This is a genomic window from Burkholderia sp. MBR-1 (assembly GCF_013822785.1).
Lineage (GTDB): Bacteria > Pseudomonadota > Gammaproteobacteria > Burkholderiales > Burkholderiaceae > Burkholderia > Burkholderia vietnamiensis.
This window is the reverse complement of the sequence record NZ_CP053609.1, coordinates 2892274-2911127: the sequence shown is the minus strand read 5'-3', so window position 1 is coordinate 2911127 and position 18854 is coordinate 2892274. Positions and strand designations below refer to the sequence as shown.

General features: G+C 68.3%; 17 protein-coding genes. 12 read left to right on the top strand and 5 right to left on the bottom strand.

The annotated features are described in order from the left end of the window. The first annotated feature begins 42 nt into the window (after nucleotides 1-42). Complete coding sequence (locus MBR110_RS13445; protein ID WP_046426274.1) at nucleotides 43-2133, top strand: D-(-)-3-hydroxybutyrate oligomer hydrolase; 2091 nt, start codon at nucleotides 43-45, stop codon at nucleotides 2131-2133. Nucleotides 2134-2741: 608 nt separating this feature from the next. Beyond that, the gene (locus MBR110_RS13440; protein ID WP_181709090.1) at nucleotides 2742-4574 is read left to right on the top strand and encodes a S10 family peptidase; all 1833 of its coding nucleotides are present in this window, start codon (nucleotides 2742-2744) and stop codon (nucleotides 4572-4574) included. 171 nt (nucleotides 4575-4745) lie between these two features. Here the strand turns inward: MBR110_RS13440 and MBR110_RS13435 are convergent, their stop codons facing one another. The 4 genes from MBR110_RS13435 to MBR110_RS13420 form a co-directional block, all read right to left on the bottom strand. Next, nucleotides 4746-5534, bottom strand: coding sequence for a sulfite exporter TauE/SafE family protein (locus MBR110_RS13435; protein ID WP_011883481.1), 789 nt, complete (start codon nucleotides 5532-5534; stop codon nucleotides 4746-4748). Nucleotides 5535-5804: 270 nt separating this feature from the next. After that, nucleotides 5805-7244, bottom strand: a complete 1440-nt coding sequence (locus tag MBR110_RS13430; protein ID WP_181709089.1) for a DHA2 family efflux MFS transporter permease subunit — start codon at nucleotides 7242-7244, stop codon at nucleotides 5805-5807. A gap of 112 nt (nucleotides 7245-7356) precedes the next feature. Next, complete coding sequence (locus MBR110_RS13425) at nucleotides 7357-8088, bottom strand: DsbA family oxidoreductase (protein ID WP_034194485.1); 732 nt, start codon at nucleotides 8086-8088, stop codon at nucleotides 7357-7359. 146 nt (nucleotides 8089-8234) lie between these two features. Then, a complete protein-coding gene (locus MBR110_RS13420) occupies nucleotides 8235-8882 on the bottom strand; it encodes a helix-turn-helix transcriptional regulator (protein WP_059992085.1) in 648 nt (215 codons plus the stop codon). A 704-nt stretch (nucleotides 8883-9586) separates the two neighbouring features. On the opposite strand from MBR110_RS13420, the gene MBR110_RS13415 reads away from it, so the two are divergent. The 9 genes from MBR110_RS13415 to groL all read left to right on the top strand — a co-directional run bounded on the left by MBR110_RS13415 (nucleotide 9587) and on the right by groL (nucleotide 17310). Continuing rightward, nucleotides 9587-11335, top strand: coding sequence for a beta strand repeat-containing protein (locus MBR110_RS13415; RefSeq protein WP_181709088.1), 1749 nt, complete (start codon nucleotides 9587-9589; stop codon nucleotides 11333-11335). Nucleotides 11336-11626: 291 nt separating this feature from the next. After that, nucleotides 11627-11986, top strand: coding sequence for a COG4315 family predicted lipoprotein (locus MBR110_RS13410; protein WP_014722542.1), 360 nt, complete (start codon nucleotides 11627-11629; stop codon nucleotides 11984-11986). Nucleotides 11987-12035: 49 nt separating this feature from the next. Continuing rightward, nucleotides 12036-12551, top strand: coding sequence for a sigma-70 family RNA polymerase sigma factor (locus tag MBR110_RS13405; RefSeq protein WP_059735729.1), 516 nt, complete (start codon nucleotides 12036-12038; stop codon nucleotides 12549-12551). Continuing rightward, nucleotides 12551-13342, top strand: coding sequence for an anti-sigma factor family protein (locus MBR110_RS13400; RefSeq protein WP_059622083.1), 792 nt, complete (start codon nucleotides 12551-12553; stop codon nucleotides 13340-13342). The genes MBR110_RS13405 and MBR110_RS13400 overlap by 1 nt, the downstream gene beginning before the upstream one ends. 31 nt (nucleotides 13343-13373) lie before the next feature. Next, nucleotides 13374-13793 carry a quinol oxidase gene (locus tag MBR110_RS13395; protein ID WP_046426328.1) on the top strand — a complete coding sequence of 140 codons (420 nt, stop codon included), beginning with the start codon at nucleotides 13374-13376 and terminating at the stop codon, nucleotides 13791-13793. Continuing rightward, the gene (locus MBR110_RS13390) at nucleotides 13790-14422 is read left to right on the top strand and encodes a DUF1571 domain-containing protein (RefSeq protein WP_043290823.1); all 633 of its coding nucleotides are present in this window, start codon (nucleotides 13790-13792) and stop codon (nucleotides 14420-14422) included. Before MBR110_RS13395 ends, MBR110_RS13390 begins: the two co-directional genes overlap by 4 nt. 23 nt (nucleotides 14423-14445) lie before the next feature. Next, nucleotides 14446-14955, top strand: a complete 510-nt coding sequence (locus MBR110_RS13385) for an SRPBCC family protein (RefSeq protein WP_011883502.1) — start codon at nucleotides 14446-14448, stop codon at nucleotides 14953-14955. A gap of 374 nt (nucleotides 14956-15329) precedes the next feature. Further along, nucleotides 15330-15623 carry a co-chaperone GroES gene (groES, locus tag MBR110_RS13380; RefSeq protein ID WP_004186661.1) on the top strand — a complete coding sequence of 98 codons (294 nt, stop codon included), beginning with the start codon at nucleotides 15330-15332 and terminating at the stop codon, nucleotides 15621-15623. 46 nt (nucleotides 15624-15669) lie between these two features. After that, complete coding sequence (gene groL / locus MBR110_RS13375; protein ID WP_011883504.1) at nucleotides 15670-17310, top strand: chaperonin GroEL; 1641 nt, start codon at nucleotides 15670-15672, stop codon at nucleotides 17308-17310. A 156-nt stretch (nucleotides 17311-17466) separates the two neighbouring features. On the opposite strand, the gene MBR110_RS13370 is transcribed toward groL, so the two are convergent. Then, complete coding sequence (locus tag MBR110_RS13370; RefSeq protein ID WP_034194489.1) at nucleotides 17467-18333, bottom strand: hydroxymethylpyrimidine/phosphomethylpyrimidine kinase; 867 nt, start codon at nucleotides 18331-18333, stop codon at nucleotides 17467-17469. Between the two features lie 255 nt (nucleotides 18334-18588). On the opposite strand from MBR110_RS13370, the gene MBR110_RS13365 reads away from it, so the two are divergent. Continuing rightward, a complete protein-coding gene (locus MBR110_RS13365; protein WP_004186709.1) occupies nucleotides 18589-18759 on the top strand; it encodes a rubredoxin in 171 nt (56 codons plus the stop codon). Nucleotides 18760-18854 lie beyond the last annotated feature (95 nt).

The window sequence follows — 18854 nt, the reverse complement described above, 5'->3', positions numbered from 1 at the left end:
CCGGCCGATAACGATATCGATATCGACACTGAGAGGGCGGCAATGGACACGCACGGGTGGGGTAGTCGAATTCTTGTCGGCGCGGCGCTCGCCGCACTCACGATGCTGGGCGCCTGCAACGGCGACGAGACGGCCGAGCGCAACCAGCTGCCCGTGTTCGTGTCGGGCCCGGTGCGCACGACCGCGTACGACGGCGCGAGCGACGACCTGCTGACGGCCGGCCTCGGCAAGACGGGCCTCGCGTCCGCCGCCGCGCCCGCGTTCGCGGACCCGTCGCGGCCGACCGCCGCCGAGCTGCGCCGCGTCGCGATCTGGTCGAATTACCGCGCGCTCGTCGACATGAGCGCGAACGGCGGATACGGCCGCTTCTGGGGGCCGAACGTCGACCTCGACGGCAACGACACGCTCGGCGAAGGCAAGATCGCCGGCACCGAATATCTCGCGTATGCCGACGACGGCAGCGGCCGCAAGAACGTGACGCTGCTCGTGCAGGTGCCGGCGAGCTTCGATCCCGCGCAGCCGTGCATCGTCACCGCGACGTCGTCGGGCTCGCGCGGCGTGTACGGCGCCATTTCCGCGGCCGGCGAATGGGGCCTCAAGCGCGGCTGCGCGGTCGCATACAACGACAAGGGCGGCGGCAACGGCGCGCAGGAGCTCGGCTCCAACACCGTCACGCTGATCGACGGCACGCTCGCCAACGCGGTGCTGGCCGGCAGCGCGAGCCTGTTTACCGCCAACCTGACGAGCGGCGACCTCGCCGCGTTCAACAGCCGCTTCCCGAACCGCTACGCGTTCAAGCACGCCCATTCGCAGCAGAACCCCGAGCACGACTGGGGCCGCGCGACGCTGCAGTCGGTCGAATTCGCATACTGGGCGCTCAACCAACAGTTCGCGCCGCTCGTCGACGGCTCGCATCGCGGCGTGCGCTACCGCGCGGGCGACATCACGACGATCGCCGCGTCGGTGAGCAACGGCGGCGGCGCGGCGCTCGCGGCGGCCGAACAGGACACGCGCCGCTGGATCACCGCGGTGGTGGTCGGCGAGCCGCAGATCAACGTGCGGATGGCGCCGAACGCCGTCGTGCGCGAAAGCGGCCGGCCGGTGCCGTCGTTCGGCCGGCCGCTGGCCGACTACGCGACGCTCGCGAACCTGCTGGAGCCGTGCGCGGCCGCGTCGGCGTCGCTCGCGGGCGAGCCCTATCTGAGCGCGCTGCCGCTCGCGACCACGCAGTCGATCCGCACGCAGCGCTGCGCGACGCTCGCCGCAGCCGGGCTCGTATCGGGCGCCGATACGCAGAGCCAGGCCGCCGACGCGCTCGCGCAACTGCATGCGGCCGGCTACCTCGCCGATTCGGACCTGCTGCAGGCATCGATGTGGGATTCGCAGGCGATTCCGGCGATCGCGGTCACCTATGCGAACGCGTACACGCGCTCGAGCGTCGCCGACAACCTGTGCAATTTCAGCTTCGCGACGACCAATGCGGCGACCGGCGCGGTGGCGGCGCCTGCCGCGTCGCCGATGCCGGCCGTGTTCGGCCTCGGCAACGGCGTGCCGCCGACGGCCGGCATCAACCTTGTGTTCAACACCGGCGCGGGCGTCGACCACCGGCTCGCGACGCCCGACGCGAGCTTCGCGGGCGCGCTATGCCTGCGTCAGCTGTGGACCAACGGGATGCTCGACATGCCGGCGAACGTCGAGGCCGTGCGCGTGAACGCGAACCTGCAGGGCAAGCCCGCGATCATCGTGCAGGGCCGCAGCGACGCGCTCGTGCCGGTGAACCACGCGTCGCGCGCGTACGTCGCGCAGAACAGCATCAGCGAAGGCGGGCGCAGCCAACTGGTGTTCTACGAGGTGACCAACGGGCAGCACTTCGATGCGTTCCTGCCGGTCGCGGGCTTCGACACGCGCTTCGTGCCGGTCCACTACTACAACGTGCAGGCGCTGAACCTGATGTGGCGGCATCTGAAGAGCGGCGCGCCGCTGCCGCCGTCGCAGGTGATCCGCACGGTGCCGCGCGGCGGCACGCCGGGCGCCGCGCCGGCGCTGACCAGCGCGAACCTGCCGCCGATCTCGACGGCGCCGGGTGCGAACGCGATCGCGGCCGGCGCCGGCGCGATCGACGTGCCGCTCTGACGGCGCGCCGCGCCGCATTCCCCGCAGCCGGACGGTCGTCCGGCTTTTTCTTTTTTGGCGCCTGAAATCGCTTCGGCGTTCACTCCTCATCGCACCGATCCGCGCTGTAACAAATTATTACTTTACGGCCCAAAACCCCGCTTCTATTATTCGCCGAGATTTTCACTTAATTTAATAAATTACCTTATCGGCGATATTTCTTTCCAGATAGTTATTCGATCCTTTCGGTTTTATTAAATCGGCTCGCATCTCGATTGACCGCTTGTTGCGGTTAATCGGCGTGTCGCCGAAGGGGATTGCTCGTCCATTCCGGGCGACGCGTGCATGGCCGTGCGGGTCAGGCCGGGCAAGTATTTGCCGTTGCATTTCGGCGCGACGCATTGGCGCAGCATGCGCGCGCGGCCGTCGATTATTGAATCGTCGTTCCCGATGGAATTGATTCCATCGTGCATTCGAAATACGGGTGGGGTAAATCGTGCCGGCCGGCAATGGCCGGGGCGGTAAAAAACTCGGAGTGCGTCGCAAAACGAATGCGCTCCCGGTGCGGAGCGTCGGCGCAAATGATCCTTTGCGCCGACGGTATTTATCGTTCTATTCGAGAGGCAATAATGACGACACGGAAGTCCTTGAAAGACGGTTTCGCGCTATTTGGAACGACACTGAGCGTGCCGCTCGCGGCGGCGGCGGCCGCGGCGCTGCTCGTCACCGGCTGCGGCGACGACGGCTCCGGCCCGAGCGCCGCCACCGCGGCGGCCGCGACGGCGGCCAACGGCAGCACGTCCGCCACGACGAATGCCACGGCCGCCGTGCCCGCGGACCAGCCGTACGTCGACGACGACGTCTACGGCACCGGCCCGGACGATGCGGTCACCGACTCGGCCGAAGGCGCCGCGGTCGTGCATCGCCAGGTCGCGATCGGCGGCAAGACGATCCAGTACACGGCCACGACCGGCCACCTGACGACGATCGATCCGGTCACGTCCGCACCGAACGCGAAGATGTTCTACGTCGCCTACACGCAGGACAATCCCGACCCGTCGAAGCCGCGCCCGGTCACGTTCTTCTACAACGGCGGGCCGGGCTCGTCGTCGGTCTACCTGCTGCTCGGCTCGTTCGGGCCGAAGCGCCTGCAGTCGTCGTTTCCGAACTTCACGCCGCCCGCGCCGTACAAGCTGCTCGACAACCCCGACAGCCTGCTCGATCGCACCGATCTGGTGTTCATCAACCCGGTCGGCACCGGCTACTCGACGGCGATCGCGCCGGCGAAGAACAAGGACTTCTGGGGTACCGACCAGGACGCGCGCTCGATCGACCGCTTCATCCAGCGCTACCTGACCAAGTATTCGCGCTGGAATTCGCCGAAGTTCCTGTTCGGCGAGTCGTACGGCACGGCGCGCAGCGCGGTCGTGTCGTGGGTGTTGCACGAGGACGGCATCGACCTGAACGGGATCACGCTGCAGTCGTCGATCCTCGACTATGCGAATGCGCTGTCCGCGCCCGGCACGTTCCCGACGCTCGCGGCCGACGCGTTCTACTGGAAGAAGACGACGCTCAATCCGGCGCCGACCGATCTCGACGCGTACATGGCGCAGGCCCGCCACTACGCGGACGACACGCTCGCGCCGCTCGCGCAGAAGCCGAACCCGCAGGACGGCGGCTTCGTGAACGTGCGGCTGAACCTGAATCAGCGGACCGCGCAGCAGATGGGCGCGTACATTGGCACCGACGCGACGACGCTGATCCAGACCTTCGGCAACCCGGCCGCGCTCGGCAACGTGCCGTCGTCGGACGACAACCCGCCGTACACGTTCTTCCTGACGCTCGTGCCCGGCACCCAGATCGGCCAGTACGACGGCCGCGCGAACTTCACGGGCAAGGGCATCGCGCCGTACATCCTGCCGAACTCGGGCAGCAACGATCCGTCGATCACGAACGTCGGCGGCGCGTACACGGTGCTGTGGAACAGCTACATCAACACCGATCTCAAGTACACGTCGACGTCGTCGTTCGTGGATCTGAACGACCAGGTGTTCAACAACTGGGACTTCAGCCACACCGACCCGACCGGCGCGAACAAGGGCGGCGGCAATACGCTGTACACGGCCGGCGACCTGGCGGCGACGATGAGCGTCAACCCGGACCTGAAGGTGCTGTCGGCGAACGGCTATTTCGACGCGGTCACGCCGTTCCACCAGACCGAGCTGACGCTCGCGCAGATGCCGCTCGATCCGACGCTCAAGGCGCAGAACCTGACGATCAAGAACTACCCGTCGGGGCACATGATCTATCTGAACGATGCGTCGCGAACCGCGCTGAAGGGCGATCTCGGCAGCTTCTACGACGGGATCCTCGCGAACCGCGGCGCGTTGCAGCGCGTGCTGAAGCTGCAGGCGCGCACGCTGCAGATGAAGCAGCAGCAACTGCAGCAGCAGGGGCAGTAAGCGTCGCGCCGCGGCTCGCGCGGCCCGGCCTCGGGCCGGGCGCTGCGGGCTCGCGGTGCGCTTCCGGATGGACGACAGCCCGATCGGCGCGAGCCGGTCGGGCTGTTTTTTCGGACGAATCGCCGGCGCGCGACGCGCGGGCGGGTGCGGCGGGGAACCGCGCAGCCGTGCTTACGCGAGCACGAGCCGCACGCCGACTGCGATCAGCGTCGCGGCGAGCAGGTTGCGCAGCAGCCGCTCGGGCGCGCGCGCCGACAGCAGGCTGCCGATCACGATGCCCGGCAGCGAGCCGAGCAGCAGCGACAGCAGCATCGACCAGTCGACCGAGCCGAGCAGCCAGTGGCCCATGCCGGCGACGAGCGTGAGCGGCACCGCGTGCGCGATGTCGGAGCCGACGATGCGGCTGGTCGCGAGCGCCGGATACAGCAACAGCAGCACGGTGACGCCGATCGCGCCGGCGCCGACCGACGTCATCGACACCAGCACGCCGAGCACGGCGCCGGTCAGCACGGTCGACCACAGCGTGCGCGCGGGGCTCGGCGCGAGCGGATTGCGCGCGGCGAGCGCGGTGAGCTGCGGGCGGAAGATCAGCGCGAGCGACGTGAGCAGCAGCGCGACGCCGAGCACCAGCTGGATCGTGCGTGCGGTGCTGGGCGAATTCATCCCGTGCGTGTGGAGCACCCACAGCGTGACGGCGGCGGCCGGCACGCTGCCGGCCGCGAGCCGGCCGGTGATGCGCCAGTCGACCGATCCTTTCAGCCCGTGCACGAGCGTGCCGGTGGCCTTGGTCGCGGCCGCGTACAGCAGGTCGGTGCCGACCGCCGTCGCGGGGTGGACGCCGAACAGCAGCACCAGGATCGGCGTCATCAGCGAACCGCCGCCGACGCCCGTCAGACCGACGAGGATGCCGACGAACAGGCCGGACAGGGAGTACAGCGGATCGATATGGGGAAGCGACATCGGAAGCAGGCGGTTATGCGGCGTTCGGCGGCGGCGCGCAGGTCAAAGTCCGCCATTGTCGCAAATGTGGCGTGCCGGTGTACGACTACGTTAAAAATCGATGCGCAAAGTCGGCCGGGCAGCCGGTGCCGGCACCTGAAACGGCCGTTTGAATGGATCGCGCGGCCGTGGCGCGGGCGGCCCGCGGTGCATGCGCATGCCTTTGGGACCGTGGCGGAACACGGCGCCGCAACGAAGGCCGGCGCGGCCGGCCGCCGCGCCTCAGGGCAGTCAGTGGACCGCGGGACCGACGCCCGGCATAGCATCCTGCCGGCGAATGCGCAGCGCGAGGCCGAGCAGCCCGGCGGCGGCCGCGAACGCCGCGCCGACCGCGAACGCGGCGTGGTAGCCGCCGTTCAGCGCGTCGAGCGATGCGGCTCGTGCGGCCGCGAGCGTCTCGGTGCGGGCCGCGGCGAGGCTCGCGAGCACCGCGAGGCCGAGTGCGCCGCCCATCATGAAGGCGGTGTTGACGATGCCCGATGCGAGCCCGGAATCGGCCGGCTCGACGTCGCTCATCGCGGCGAGCAGCACCGGGTTGAATGCGACGCCCGCGCCGATGCCGAGCAGCGTCATGCCGGGCAGCACGTGCCATACGAAGCCGCCGTCCACGGGCGCGCGCGAGAACAGCGCCAGCCCGCACGCGGCGATCAGCAGGCCGGCCGCGATCGGGCCGCGGATCCCGCAGCGCATCACGATGCGCGCCGACAGCCCGAGCGAGAACGCGGCCATGATCAGATTGGCCGGCAGGAACGCGAGGCCGACCTGCAGCGGCCCGTAGCCGAGCACGCGCTGCATGTACAGCGCGGACAGGAAGAACCAGGCGAACATCGCCGCCGCCCACAGCACGCCGATGACGTTGGCGAGCGCGACGTTGCGCGCGGCGAACAGCGTCAGCGGCATCAGCGGATGCGCGACGCGCGCCTCGATCGCGATGAACGCCGCGAGCAGCGCGAGCGCCGCGCCGATCAGCCCGACGGTCTGCGGCGACAGCCAGCCGGCCTCGTTGCCGCCGACGATCCCGTAGACGGCCAGCATCAGCGACGCCGTCACGGTGAGCGCGCCCGCGACGTCGAGCCGCGCGGCGTCGGCCGGCACGCGCACGCGCGGCAGCAGCGCGACGCACATCGCATAGACGGCGATGCCGATCGGCAGATTGACGAGGAAGATCCAGTGCCACGACAGCGTGCCGGTCAGCAGCCCGCCGAGCAGCACGCCGAGGCTGCCGCCGCCCGCGCAGACGAAGCCGTAGACGCCCATCGCGCGCGCCCGTTCGCCGGGCTCGGTGAACAGGTTCATGATCAGCGACAGCGACACGGCCGACACCACCGCGCCGCCGAAGCCCTGCACCGCGCGCGCGGCGATCAGCAGCGTCTGCGAGGGCGCGACGCCGCATGCGAGCGACGCGAGCGTGAACACCACGAGGCCCGCGAGGAACATGCGGCGCTGGCCGTACAGGTCGCCGAGCCGGCCGCCGAGCAGCAGGCAGCCGCCGAACGTCAAGAGGTACGCGTTGACGACCCAGACGAGCGCCGTCCCGGTGAAATGGAGATCGGCGCCGATCGACGGCAGCGCGACGTTCACGATCGTGCTGTCGAGCACGATCATCAGCACGCCGAGGCACAGGACGATCAGCGCATACCAGCGCTGCTGGCCGTGGATTCCATGGGTCATCGTCTGCAGCCTCGCTCTGATAGTTATTTGAAAGGCTGAATTGTAGACGCCGTTCGCGCCGTGTTCCTGTCGGTTTGTGGCAGGAGCGGCGCGTAGTCGCGCGGCCCGTGCGTCATGCGCGCGGCGGCAGTTCGCAGCCGTCGGGGCCGCACGCGGCCGCGTCGTCGTGGAATGCGACGCTCGCGCCGTCGTGCCACGCGCGCTCGAGCGCCTGCGCGAACACGTCGACCGGCTGCGCGCCGGACACCGCGTAACGGCCGCCGAACACGAACAGCGGCACGCCGCGTCCGCCGATCTGCGCGGCGCGCGCGACGTCGGCTTCGACCTCGTCGCGGTACGCATCGCTGCGCAGCGTCGCTTCGACGGCCGCGCGTTCGAGTCCCGCTTCGACCGCGAAGTCGGTCAGCGCCGCGTGGTCGAACAACGCGCCGTGCTCGCAGAAATACGCGCGGTAGAGTCGCTCGGTCAGCGCGTGCGCATGACCGGTCGCCTGCCCGAGCTTCACGACGCGGTGTGCGTCGAGCGTGTCGCCGACGAGCGTGCCGGGCAGGTCGTAGCGCAGCCCGACGCTCGCGGCCGCGTCGGTCACCTGGCGCAGCATCTGGTCGACCTGCGCTGCCGACATCCGGTATTTGCCCGCGAGCATCGCCTCGACCGGTTCGACCGGCTGGCCCGGCATGAGCCGGAACGCGCGCAGCACGACGTCGACGTGCTGCGCATGCGGGAATGCGGCGAGCGCGTCGTCGAAGCGGCGCTTGCCGATCCAGCACCACGGGCAGATCAGGTCGGACCAGATCTCGACGGTGAGCATCGGGCGGGCAGGCGGGGCGGGCAGGGGCGTCATCGGCTGTTCGGCGGGAAAAAGTGTAACTGCGACTATAGCATTTGATGCGCCGGCGTTTCGTCGGGCGGCTGCGCTCGCAGACGCATCGTGCATGCCGGCTTGCCTCGCCGGCGCACGCGCGGCGGGCCGGCGGGGTGCAGTCGCGCTTACGCGTCGCCTTGCGTTTCCTTCAGATGCTTGAGGTGTTTGTAGACGGTCGCGCGGCCCATCCCGAGCACGTTCGCGACGTAGTTGGCCGCGCTCTTGCCGCGGAACGCGCCTTCCGCGTACAGCGCTTCGACCAGCTCGCGCCGGTGCTCGCGCGTGAGACCGTTCAGGCCGACCTGCCGGTCGCGCAGCCAGCCGTGCAGGAACGTGTTGATGCGCTCCTGCCAGTCGTCGCGGAACAGCTCGTCCGGTTGCGCGACGATCCCCGCGCCCTTGATGAACACGTCGAGCGTCGCGCGCACGTCGTCGAACACCGCGATGTTGAAGTTGATGCACATCATCCCGGCCGGGCGGCCTTCGTCGTCGAACAGCACGTTGCTCACGCAACGCATGCGCCGCCCGTCCCAGTTCAGCTTTTCGTACGGGCCGATCACGCGTTCGCGCGCCGAGTGATCGATTTCTTCGAGCGCAGAATCGTCGCCGACCTCGCGCTTCGACAGGTTGTTGGCCAGGTACAGGACGGTCTGGTCGTGCAGGTCGTGGATCACGACTTCCGCATAGGGGAAGAACAGCGCCGCGATGCCGTCGGCGATCGGTGCGTAACGGGAGAGCAGCAGGTCTTTGACGGGGGACGGCTTCTTGCGCATCGGGATCGCGATCTCGGGTGAGCGGGGGGCGGGCGGCGCGTTCGCGCGCGCTGGCACCGGCGCCGCGGCGGTTGCGCCATTGTATCTAGCCTGCGCAGACGGGCGGCTCATCCGCGCGGCTGTTCGCGCGAGAGCGGCCGGTGGCTCGCCGAGATGATGACCGGCGCGCCGACGTATATCGACCCGCATTCGTATCGGCCTGTGGGCTTCGGTTGACTGCGGCCGGGCACGATGTGACGGCCGCTGTGCGGGCGGTTTTCACAGTTTTTCATTCGACTATACGTAGTGGCGAAAACTATGTCGATCGCAATGGTCTGCGTAATTGATCGGAAAGAAATCACCGATAAGAAAAATAATAAATCCAGACGATTTTTAAATGCATTTCATCGAAATGAAATGCAAAAGGCATGGGCGGTCCATACGGGCGTCGAGGGCGTGGCGACGAATGGCTGCAATGTGCGCGAATGTACCGGAACACGTTACCTGCGGCCTCGAAAACGTTACGTTACATCCGTAGTCCACGATGCTCTTTCGTCTGACGAGTCGGTGGAAATGCGCCGTCCTTTTCCCTGTAGATCCATATAAATCCGTTATTGCGTCGCAATAAATAGCCGAGTCGGACCATTTTATTAGGGTGGCATGCTTCGTGCGATCCGTCCCCATGCTTTATCAACGTAGTGCCAACCGAGATGGGGTAAATAAAGATGGGACAAAACATTAATTTGACGGGTGTGGCGCTGTCGGTCGCGACGGTGTTCGGGGTGCTGACTTCCGGTTCGGCGATGGCGGCGGCGCTCGATGCGCTGCCGATCCCGCAAGTGATCGTGAACCCGCCGACGAACAACGTGTCGGTCGGGCTGGCCGCGACCGGCACGTCGCCGCTGGGCTCGGTGACCGTGACGACGGGCGGGGCCGGCGCGCTTCAGACGTCGCTCGGCAATCCGGCGCAGGCGTTGTCGGGGGTGGTGAATGGGTTGCCGGGCGCGCTGGGGGGCAGCGGCGGCACGGTGACGCCGCTCGCGCCGGCGCAGGGCGTGGTGAATCAGGTGACGGGCGCGTTGGGGAGTGTCGGGGGCGGCGCGAATCCGTTGGCGGTGGTGCAGGGCGCGGTCGGTCAAGTGACGGGTGCGTTGACGGGAGCACTTGGCACGGTGACCGGTGCGCTGGGTAACGCTGGCGGCGGTAACCCGGCCGGCGCGTTGACCGGTGCACTCGGCACGGTGACCGGCGCGTTGGCTAACGCTGGCGGCGGTAACCCGGCCAGTGCATTGACCGGAGCGCTCGGCACGGTGATCGGCGCATTAGGTAACGCTGGCGGCGGTAACCCGGCCGGTGCATTGACCGGCGCACTCGGCAACGTCGGCGGCGCGAATCCCCTTGCCCCTGTCCAGAACGTCATCGATCAGGTCACCGGCACGCTCGGCAGCGGCAATCCGGCCGGCGCGCTGGGCAACGGCGTCAACACGATCACGGGTGCGCTGGGCAACCTGGGTGGCGCCTCGAACCCGCTCGCGCCGGTGCAGGGCGCCGTCACGCAGGTGGCGGGCACGCTCGGCAACGGCAATCCGGCCGAAGCGCTGACGAATGCGGTGAACTCGGTGACCGGCGCGCTCGGCAACCTCGGCAGCACGAGCCCGCTGGCGCCGGTGCAGGGCGTCGTCAATCAGGTCGTCGGCACGCTGTCCGGCGCTGGCGGCAGCAACCCGATCGCGCCGATCACGAACCTCGTCAACGGCTTGCAGAACGCGCTGCCGACCGGCGGCAACGCCGCGGGCGCGTTGACCAACGCACTGGGCACGGTCACCGGCGCCTTGGGTAACCTCGGCAGCACGAACCCGCTGGCGCCGGTGCAAGGCGTCGTGAACCAGGTCGTCGGCACGCTCGGCGGCAGCAACCCGGCCGGTGCGCTGACCAACGCACTCGGCACGGTCACCGGCGCCTTGGGCAACCTCGGCGGCACGAACCCGTTGGCGCCGGTGCAGGGCGTCGTGAATCAGGTCGTCGGCACGCTCGCGGGCGCTGGCGGCGGCAACCCGATCGCGCCGATCACGAACCTCGTCGGCGGTCTGACCGGCGGCAACAACCCGGCCGGCGCGCTGACCGGCGCACTCGGCTCGGTGACGGGCGCGCTCGCGAACGGCCCGGCGGCACTCGGGCAGGCCGCGGGTGCGTTGACCGGTGCGGCCGGTTCTGCCGCCGCGGCCGGCGGCGGCTTGCTCGGCTCAGGCGCCAGCGCCGGGGGCAGCACGGCAGGCGCGGTCGGCTCGCTGGTGTCGACCACGGGCAATGCGACGGCGACGGTCGTCAACGCGGCCGGCACGACGGTGGGCACCGCGCTGGGCTCCACGCCGGGCCTGTCGGTCACGCCGCACTCGGGCAACGGTTCGGCGAACAACCCGCTCGCGCCGGTGTCGACGCTCCTCCAGGCAGTAACGGCCGCCTTGCCGAGGTAACCACCGCACAGCGCGCGGCGGCGGTGCATCGCTCGCCGCGCGCAATGCGTCACACGACGCGGCATGACTTCAACGTCATGCCGCGTTTTATTTTGCATCGCGCTCGTCCCCACCCCACCAATAGCCGACGTGCGCCCGCCCCGGCGCAGCGGCCGCCCGGAATAACCACCCACGCTCATTCGTTTACATACCGAGTCGCAGCGCACACGCACGGCAGGATAATGATCGGCACCATGCCGAACGTCCCGTCGGGCAGCACCGTGCCGCGATGCCACGCAAAGGAGAACGGCAATGAAGACGATGATGGTTGCGATCGCGCTGACCGCCGCGGTTGCACGCCCGGCCGCCGCCGAGCCGCCGCAGGTCGGCGACGGAAAACTGGTCGACGAACACCGGATGACGCTGTACGTGTTCGACCACGACGCGCCCGGCAAGAGCACGTGCACGGGCGCCTGCGTGGCGAACTGGCCGCCCGCGCTCGCCGACGGCTACGACCACGCAGCAGGCCCGCTCACCCTCGTCGCGCGCGACGACGGCAGCAAGCAATGGGCATATCGCGGCCGTCCGCTGTATCGCTGGAAGATGGACCGCAAGGCCGGCGACGCGAGCGGCGACGGGGTCGGCGGCATGTGGCACGTCGCGCGTCCCTGAGCGAGCGACGGCCTGACGGCGCGCGACGCGCGATGCGCGAGGCATCCGGATGAGCTACGAATCGGATCTGCTGGTATGGCTGCCGCATCTGACGCGGTATGCGCGCGCGCTGACGGGCGAGCGCGCGTGGGCCGACGATCTCGTGCAGGACACGCTCGAGCGCGCGCTGAACCGGCCGCCGCGCGACACCGCGAATCTGCGCGCGTGGCTGCTGACGTTGCTGCGGCACCGTTTCATCGACCAGTTGCGCGCGCGGCACGAGATCGCGGTGGACGACGCGACCGCGCCCTGGCAGACGATGGCCGCGCCGGGCGGCGAGATCGGCGGGCTGGTGTTGCGCGACGTGCAGCGCGCGCTGTACCGGCTGCCGGTCGAGCAACGCGAGGTGCTGCTGCTGGTGGCGCTGGAGGAACTGAGCTACCGCGATGCCGCTCAGGTGCTGGGCGTGCCGGTCGGGACGGTGATGTCGCGGCTGTCGCGGGCGCGCGAACAGATGCGCGCGCTGCTGTCCGGCGTGCCGCCGACGCACGGCACCGCCGCACTACGGGTTATCGGGAAGACATGATGGACGACGAACCGCGCACACCTTCGCACGATGCGGACGACACCGCATCGGCCCAGCTGCTGTCGGCATTGCTCGATGGCGAACTGTCCGGGCCGGAGCGCCGCGAGGTGCTCGAGCGGCTGCGGTCCGATCCGCAGTCGGCCGACCGGTTCGCGCATTACGGCGCGCAGCGCGACGCATTGCACGCGCTGTTTCCGCTGCCGGCCGCCGCGCCGGCGCTGTTCGTGCAGCGGCGCGCGTCGCGCCGGCACGCGGCCGCGTACGCATTCGCCGGGCTTGCGGCCGGGCTGCTGCTCAGCGTCGCGCTGCATGCCGGCTGGACGGCGTTCGGCGCAGCTCCCGCGTTCGCCGCGCGCGCGGACGCCGCATACGCGGTGTACGCGCTCGACCGCGACCATCCGGTCGAAGTCGGCGCGCACGATGCCGGCGCTGCGGCGCGCCTGACCGGCTGGCTGTCCGCGCGGCTCGGGCGGCCGGTGCGCGCGCCGGCGCTCGACGAATACGGCTATGCGCTGCTCGGCGGCCGGCTGCTGCCGGGCGACACCGGCCCGGCCGCGCAGCTGATGTATCAGCGTGCCGACGGCGCGCGCGTGACGCTTTACATGACCGCGTACGACGCGCGGCGTCTCGCGCCGCGCGCGCTGTCGTCGCAAGGTCGCCATACGTATTTCTGGTCGGATCGCGGCATCGGTTACGCGCTGTCCGGCGATGGCGACGAACGCCGGCTGCGCGAGCTCGCGATCGATGCGTGCGGCGCACTCGGCGGCCCGACCGACGCGTGGAAAGGATGACCGCCCACCGTGCGGCGGCATGGAGCAGACGATGAATCCGAAGATCCTGAAGCTGTTGACGGCGGCCGCGCTCGCGGCAGGCACCGCGCTTGCTCTCGCTGATGCAACGGTGCCGACGCGCGTGCCGGTCGACGCGGACGGCGTGCAGCGCGTGACCATCGTCGGCGGCAGTTACTTCTTCCGCCCGGCGCTGGTGATCGTGCGCGCCGACGTACCGGTCGAGCTGACCGTATCGGCCGAGCCGGGCGTCGTGCCGCACAGTTTCGAAATCGACGCGCCGCAGGCCGGCATCGCGGTGCACACCGAATTGACCACGACGCCGCGCACGCTGCGCTTCACGCCGACGCAGCCCGGTCGCTTCGCCTACTATTGCACGCACCGGCTGCTGTTCCTGCGCAGCCATCGCGAGCGCGGCATGGCGGGCGTGCTGGTCGTCGAGGCGGCGCCGTGATCGCCGCGCTGCTGGCCGCGAGCCTGATAGGAGCAAGCATGACAGCCGATCCCGTAACCGTGGCGCACGCCCATTTCGAGCAGGTTCACTCGTATCGGGCGACGATCCGCTCGTCGGCGCGCAGCGGCGAGCATGCCGAAATCCATTACGCGTACCTCAAACCCGGTTTCGTCCGGATGGACTTCGTGTCGCCGCATCACGGCGCCGTGCTCGCATACGATCCGGGCGACGGCAAGGTCCGGCTGCGTCCGTTCGGCGAGCACGTGCCGCCGGCGCTGACGCTGTCGCCGGCCAATCCGCTGGTACGCGACCACAGCGGCCACCGGGTCGACCGGTCGGACGTCGGCGAGTTGCTGCGCAACGTGCAGGCGCTGCAGCAGGGCGGCGCGACGGTGACCGAAGGCGAGGAAACGATCGGCGGCCGGGCCGCGCTGCGTGTGACGGTGACCGGCGCGCCCGCGCATGCGGTGGACGGCGTGCATCGCTACCGGCTGTGGCTCGACGCCGCCGACGGTTTTCCGCTGAAGGTCGTCAGCTTCGCGGACGGCGACGGCGAGCCGCTCGAGACGGTGACGCTCGACGACGTCGAGATCGACGTCGCGTTTCCCGCCCGCTTTTTCGCGCCCTGATTCCGCTTCGCGCCGGAGGCTGCATGGCGGAATACCGGTTTTCGACGACCTGGCGCGTGGACGCGCCGCTCGCGGCCGTCTGGGACGCGATCTACCAGGTCGATCGCTGGCCCGAATGGTGGAAGGGCGCGGTGCGGACCGTCGAGCTCGAGCCGGGCGACGCGCGCGGCGTCGGCGCGCTGCAGCGCTATACGTGGAAGGGCGCGTTGCCGTACCGTCTGACCTTCGACATGCGCGTGCTGCGCGTCGAGCGGCCGCGCGTGCTGGCGGGCCGCGCGAGCGGCGCGATCGAAGGCGACGGCCGCTGGTCGTTCCGCGGCGACGGCGCGCGCACCGTCGTGCGCTACGACTGGCACATCCGCACGCGCGAACCCTGGATGAACTGGCTCGCGCCGGTCGCGCGTCCACTGTTCACGTGGAATCACGACGTCGTGATGCGCGAAGGCGCGCGCGGGCTCGCGCGGCTGCTCGGCACCACCGTCGAGACCGACGGCCGGACGTTCCGGCCGGTCGCCGGCTGTCCGGATATGTAACGGCGCCGCACCGGTGGCCCGGTCGCCGCCCGGCGTGCCGGCCGGTTTTTCGGCGCCGTGCGATGTTCGCGGAACTTGCTGCCGGCCACGTGTCAAATTGGGGCAACGATCGGGAATTCCCGTAGGGCAGCGGCGCTTCGATGCCGCGAATCGACACCTATCTCATTGTTTTTAAACGATTTGATGCCTTCTTCGAGCGCAATTCCACCGCATTCGTGCCGCTGAAAAATCCTCCTGCTCCCCTTCTTGAATTTGTCAAAACCCGTCCATATAATTAGCACTCGCTGCACGAGAGTGCTAACAATTCTCTGCCGGGCGACCAGCCGGGCAGATTCCCTAAGCGTTCTTCAATCTCATTCAAGAGAGGAGTGAATATGAACCTTCGTCCGTTGCACGATCGCGTGATCGTCAAGCGCCTGGATCAGGAAACCAAGACCGCCTCGGGTATCGTGATTCCCGACGCAGCGGCCGAAAAGCCGGATCAAGGTGAAGTCCTGGCCATCGGCCCGGGCAAGCGCGACGACAAGGGCGCGCCGATCGCGCTCGACGTGAAGGTCGGCGACCGCGTGCTGTTCGGCAAGTACGCTGGCCAGACCGTCAAGGTCGACGGCCAGGAGCTGCTCGTCATGCGCGAAGAAGACATCATGGCCGTGGTCAACGCTAAGTAAGCGTCCACTGACGGTACATATTCCCAAGAATTCAAGGAGTTAGAAGATGGCAGCTAAAGACGTCGTATTCGGCGATTCCGCCCGTTCGAAGATGGTCGAAGGCGTGAACATTCTGGCCAACGCGGTCAAGGTCACGCTGGGTCCGAAGGGCCGCAACGTCGTGCTCGAGCGCAGCTTCGGCGGCCCGACGGTCACCAAGGACGGTGTGTCGGTCGCGAAGGAAATCGAGCTGAAGGACAAGCTCCAGAACATGGGCGCGCAAATGGTCAAGGAAGTGGCTTCCAAGACCAGCGACAACGCAGGCGACGGCACGACGACGGCAACCGTCCTCGCGCAATCGATCGTTCGCGAAGGCATGAAGTACGTCGCATCGGGCATGAACCCGATGGACCTGAAGCGCGGCATCGACAAGGCAGTCGCAGCGGCTGTCGAAGAGCTGAAGAAGATCAGCAAGCCGTGCACGACGAACAAGGAAATCGCACAGGTCGGCTCGATCTCGGCGAACAGCGACTCGTCGATCGGCGATCGCATCGCTGAAGCGATGGACAAGGTCGGCAAGGAAGGCGTGATCACCGTCGAAGACGGCAAGTCGCTGGCCGACGAGCTGGACGTCGTCGAAGGCATGCAATTCGACCGCGGCTACCTGTCGCCGTACTTCATCAACAACCCGGACAAGCAAGTCGCCGTCCTCGACAACCCGTTCGTGCTGCTGCACGACAAGAAGGTGTCGAACATCCGTGATCTGCTGCCGGTGCTCGAGCAAGTCGCGAAGGCTGGCCGTCCGCTGCTGATCATCGCTGAAGACGTCGAAGGCGAAGCGCTCGCAACGCTGGTCGTCAACAACATCCGCGGCATCCTGAAGACCGTTGCGGTCAAGGCGCCGGGCTTCGGCGATCGCCGCAAGGCCATGCTGGAAGACATCGCGATCCTGACCGGCGGTCAAGTCATCGCGGAAGAAACCGGCCTGACGCTCGAGAAGGCAACGCTGGCAGAACTGGGCCAGGCGAAGCGCATCGAAGTGGGCAAGGAAAACACGACGATCATCGACGGCGCAGGCGAAGCTGCAAGCATCGAAGCGCGCGTGAAGCAAGTTCGCACGCAAATCGAAGAAGCGACGTCGGACTACGACCGTGAAAAGCTGCAAGAGCGCGTGGCCAAGCTGGCCGGCGGCGTGGCAGTGATCAAGGTCGGTGCTGCGACCGAAGTCGAAATGAAGGAAAAGAAGGCACGTGTCGAAGACGCACTGCACGCAACGCGCGCAGCTGTCGAAGAAGGTATCGTGGCAGGCGGCGGCGTTGCGCTGATCCGCGCTCGCACCGCGATCGCAGGCCTGACCGGCGCGAACGCCGACCAGAACGCCGGCATCAAGATCGTGCTGCGCGCAATGGAAGAGCCGCTGCGCCAGATCGTCACGAACGGTGGCGAAGAAGCGAGCGTCGTGGTCGCGGCAGTTGCTGCAGGCAAGGGCAACTACGGCTACAACGCAGCGACGGGCGAGTACGTCGACATGGTTGAAGCCGGCGTCGTCGACCCGACCAAGGTCACGCGCACCGCACTGCAGAACGCAGCTTCGGTTGCAGGCCTGCTGCTGACGACGGACGCAGCTGTCGCAGAACTGCCGAAGGAAGACGCTCCGATGCCGGGCGGCATGCCGGGCGGCATGGGCGGCATGGGCATGGACATGTAATCGACTTCGGTCGATGGTGTCCGGAACGCGCAGCGATGCGCGTTCCAGCCAAAAGAAAAGACCCGCAGCGATGCGGGTCTTTTTTTATTTGCGTCAGGCCTTCGCGCCTTCGCGCCTTCGCATCTTCGCGGCAGCGGGCTGCCGCGAAAGCGTCCGTCAATGCCGATGCGACGTCCTCGGCACCGGCTCGACCTTCGTCGCGCGCGGCGTGTCGGTTTCCTCGTTGCTGCGCGCCCAGAAGAACCGGTCGGGCAGGTACGCGCCCATGCCGGGCCGGAATGCATCCCGCACCGACTGGTACAGGTATTCCTGCGCTTCGCGCACCGCTTCGGGCGGCTCCTGGCCGTTGGCGAGCAGCGCGGCGATCGCCGCGCCGAGCGTGTCGGTGATGCCCATCAGCCGGTGCGGCGAACGATCCCACATGTCCTCGCGCAGTTGGCCTTCCTCGCCGTACAGCGTGTTGACGAGCCGGTGCGAGCCCGTCTCCGACGACAGGATGTATTCGCAGCCCTGCGATAGCAGGTGCGACACGGCCGCGTCGAGATTCGGCGCCTCGGCGTCGCCGTCGGGCTGCGCGAGCGCGATCAGCGTCGCGTGATCGGCGACCAGCAGCGTCGTCTGCGGCGCGAGCAGATCGGCGATCGACTCGCGCAGATCGTCCGCGGCGAGCACGTGCTCGTCGTCGAGCGTGAAGTCCGGCGCGAGCACGAGCGGCACGCCGTCGTAGTCGGCGACCACTTCCGCGATTGCGCTGACGACTTCCGCGCGCGTCGCCGCGCCGATCTTGAACGCGGCGACCGGCATGTCCTCGAGCAGCATGCGCGCCTGGGCGGCGACGACGTCTGGGTCGAGGCCGGTCACTTCTTCGCAGGCGGCCGAGTCGCGCACGGTATAGCCGGTCAGGACGGACACGCCGTGACAGCCCATGCTCGCCAGGGTCATCAGATCGGCTTGGAGGCCGGAGCCGCCGGTGGGATCGGACAGGCCGAAGGTAAGGACGATCGGAGGGGCGTTGCTGGGCATGTAGAAATGGGGCAAGAAAAAAACGGGAAAGCGACTGAGATGCGGACCGCGAGGCGAGATGGGCCGTTTGGGGCCCTGTGTTGCCCGGCAGGCCGCACGTTGCAGCCATTATGCGGCGGAAACCGGCCCGCACGATGGATTTTTTAGCGCGGCGCGACATAGTCGCGCTACTCGACCGCGATTGCTAGGCAGCCCGGCCCCGACACGGTACCATCATGGCTCCCGAATTTACCGACTTTCCCGACGCGGCTTAAGATGGAATACAAGAGCTGGATGTGCCTGATTTGTGGCTGGATTTATGACGAAGAAGCCGGGCTGCCCGAAGAGGGCATCGCACCGGGCACGCGCTGGGAAGACGTCCCGATCAACTGGACGTGCCCGGAATGCGGCGCCCGCAAGGAAGACTTCGAGATGGTCCAGATCTGATCGGGACCCCGGCCCACGGACACTCCGCTCCGGCCTCGCGGCTTCCCGGCGCTTGCACGGGCCGGCCGTCGCGAGCGACTCGACGATGACAGGCG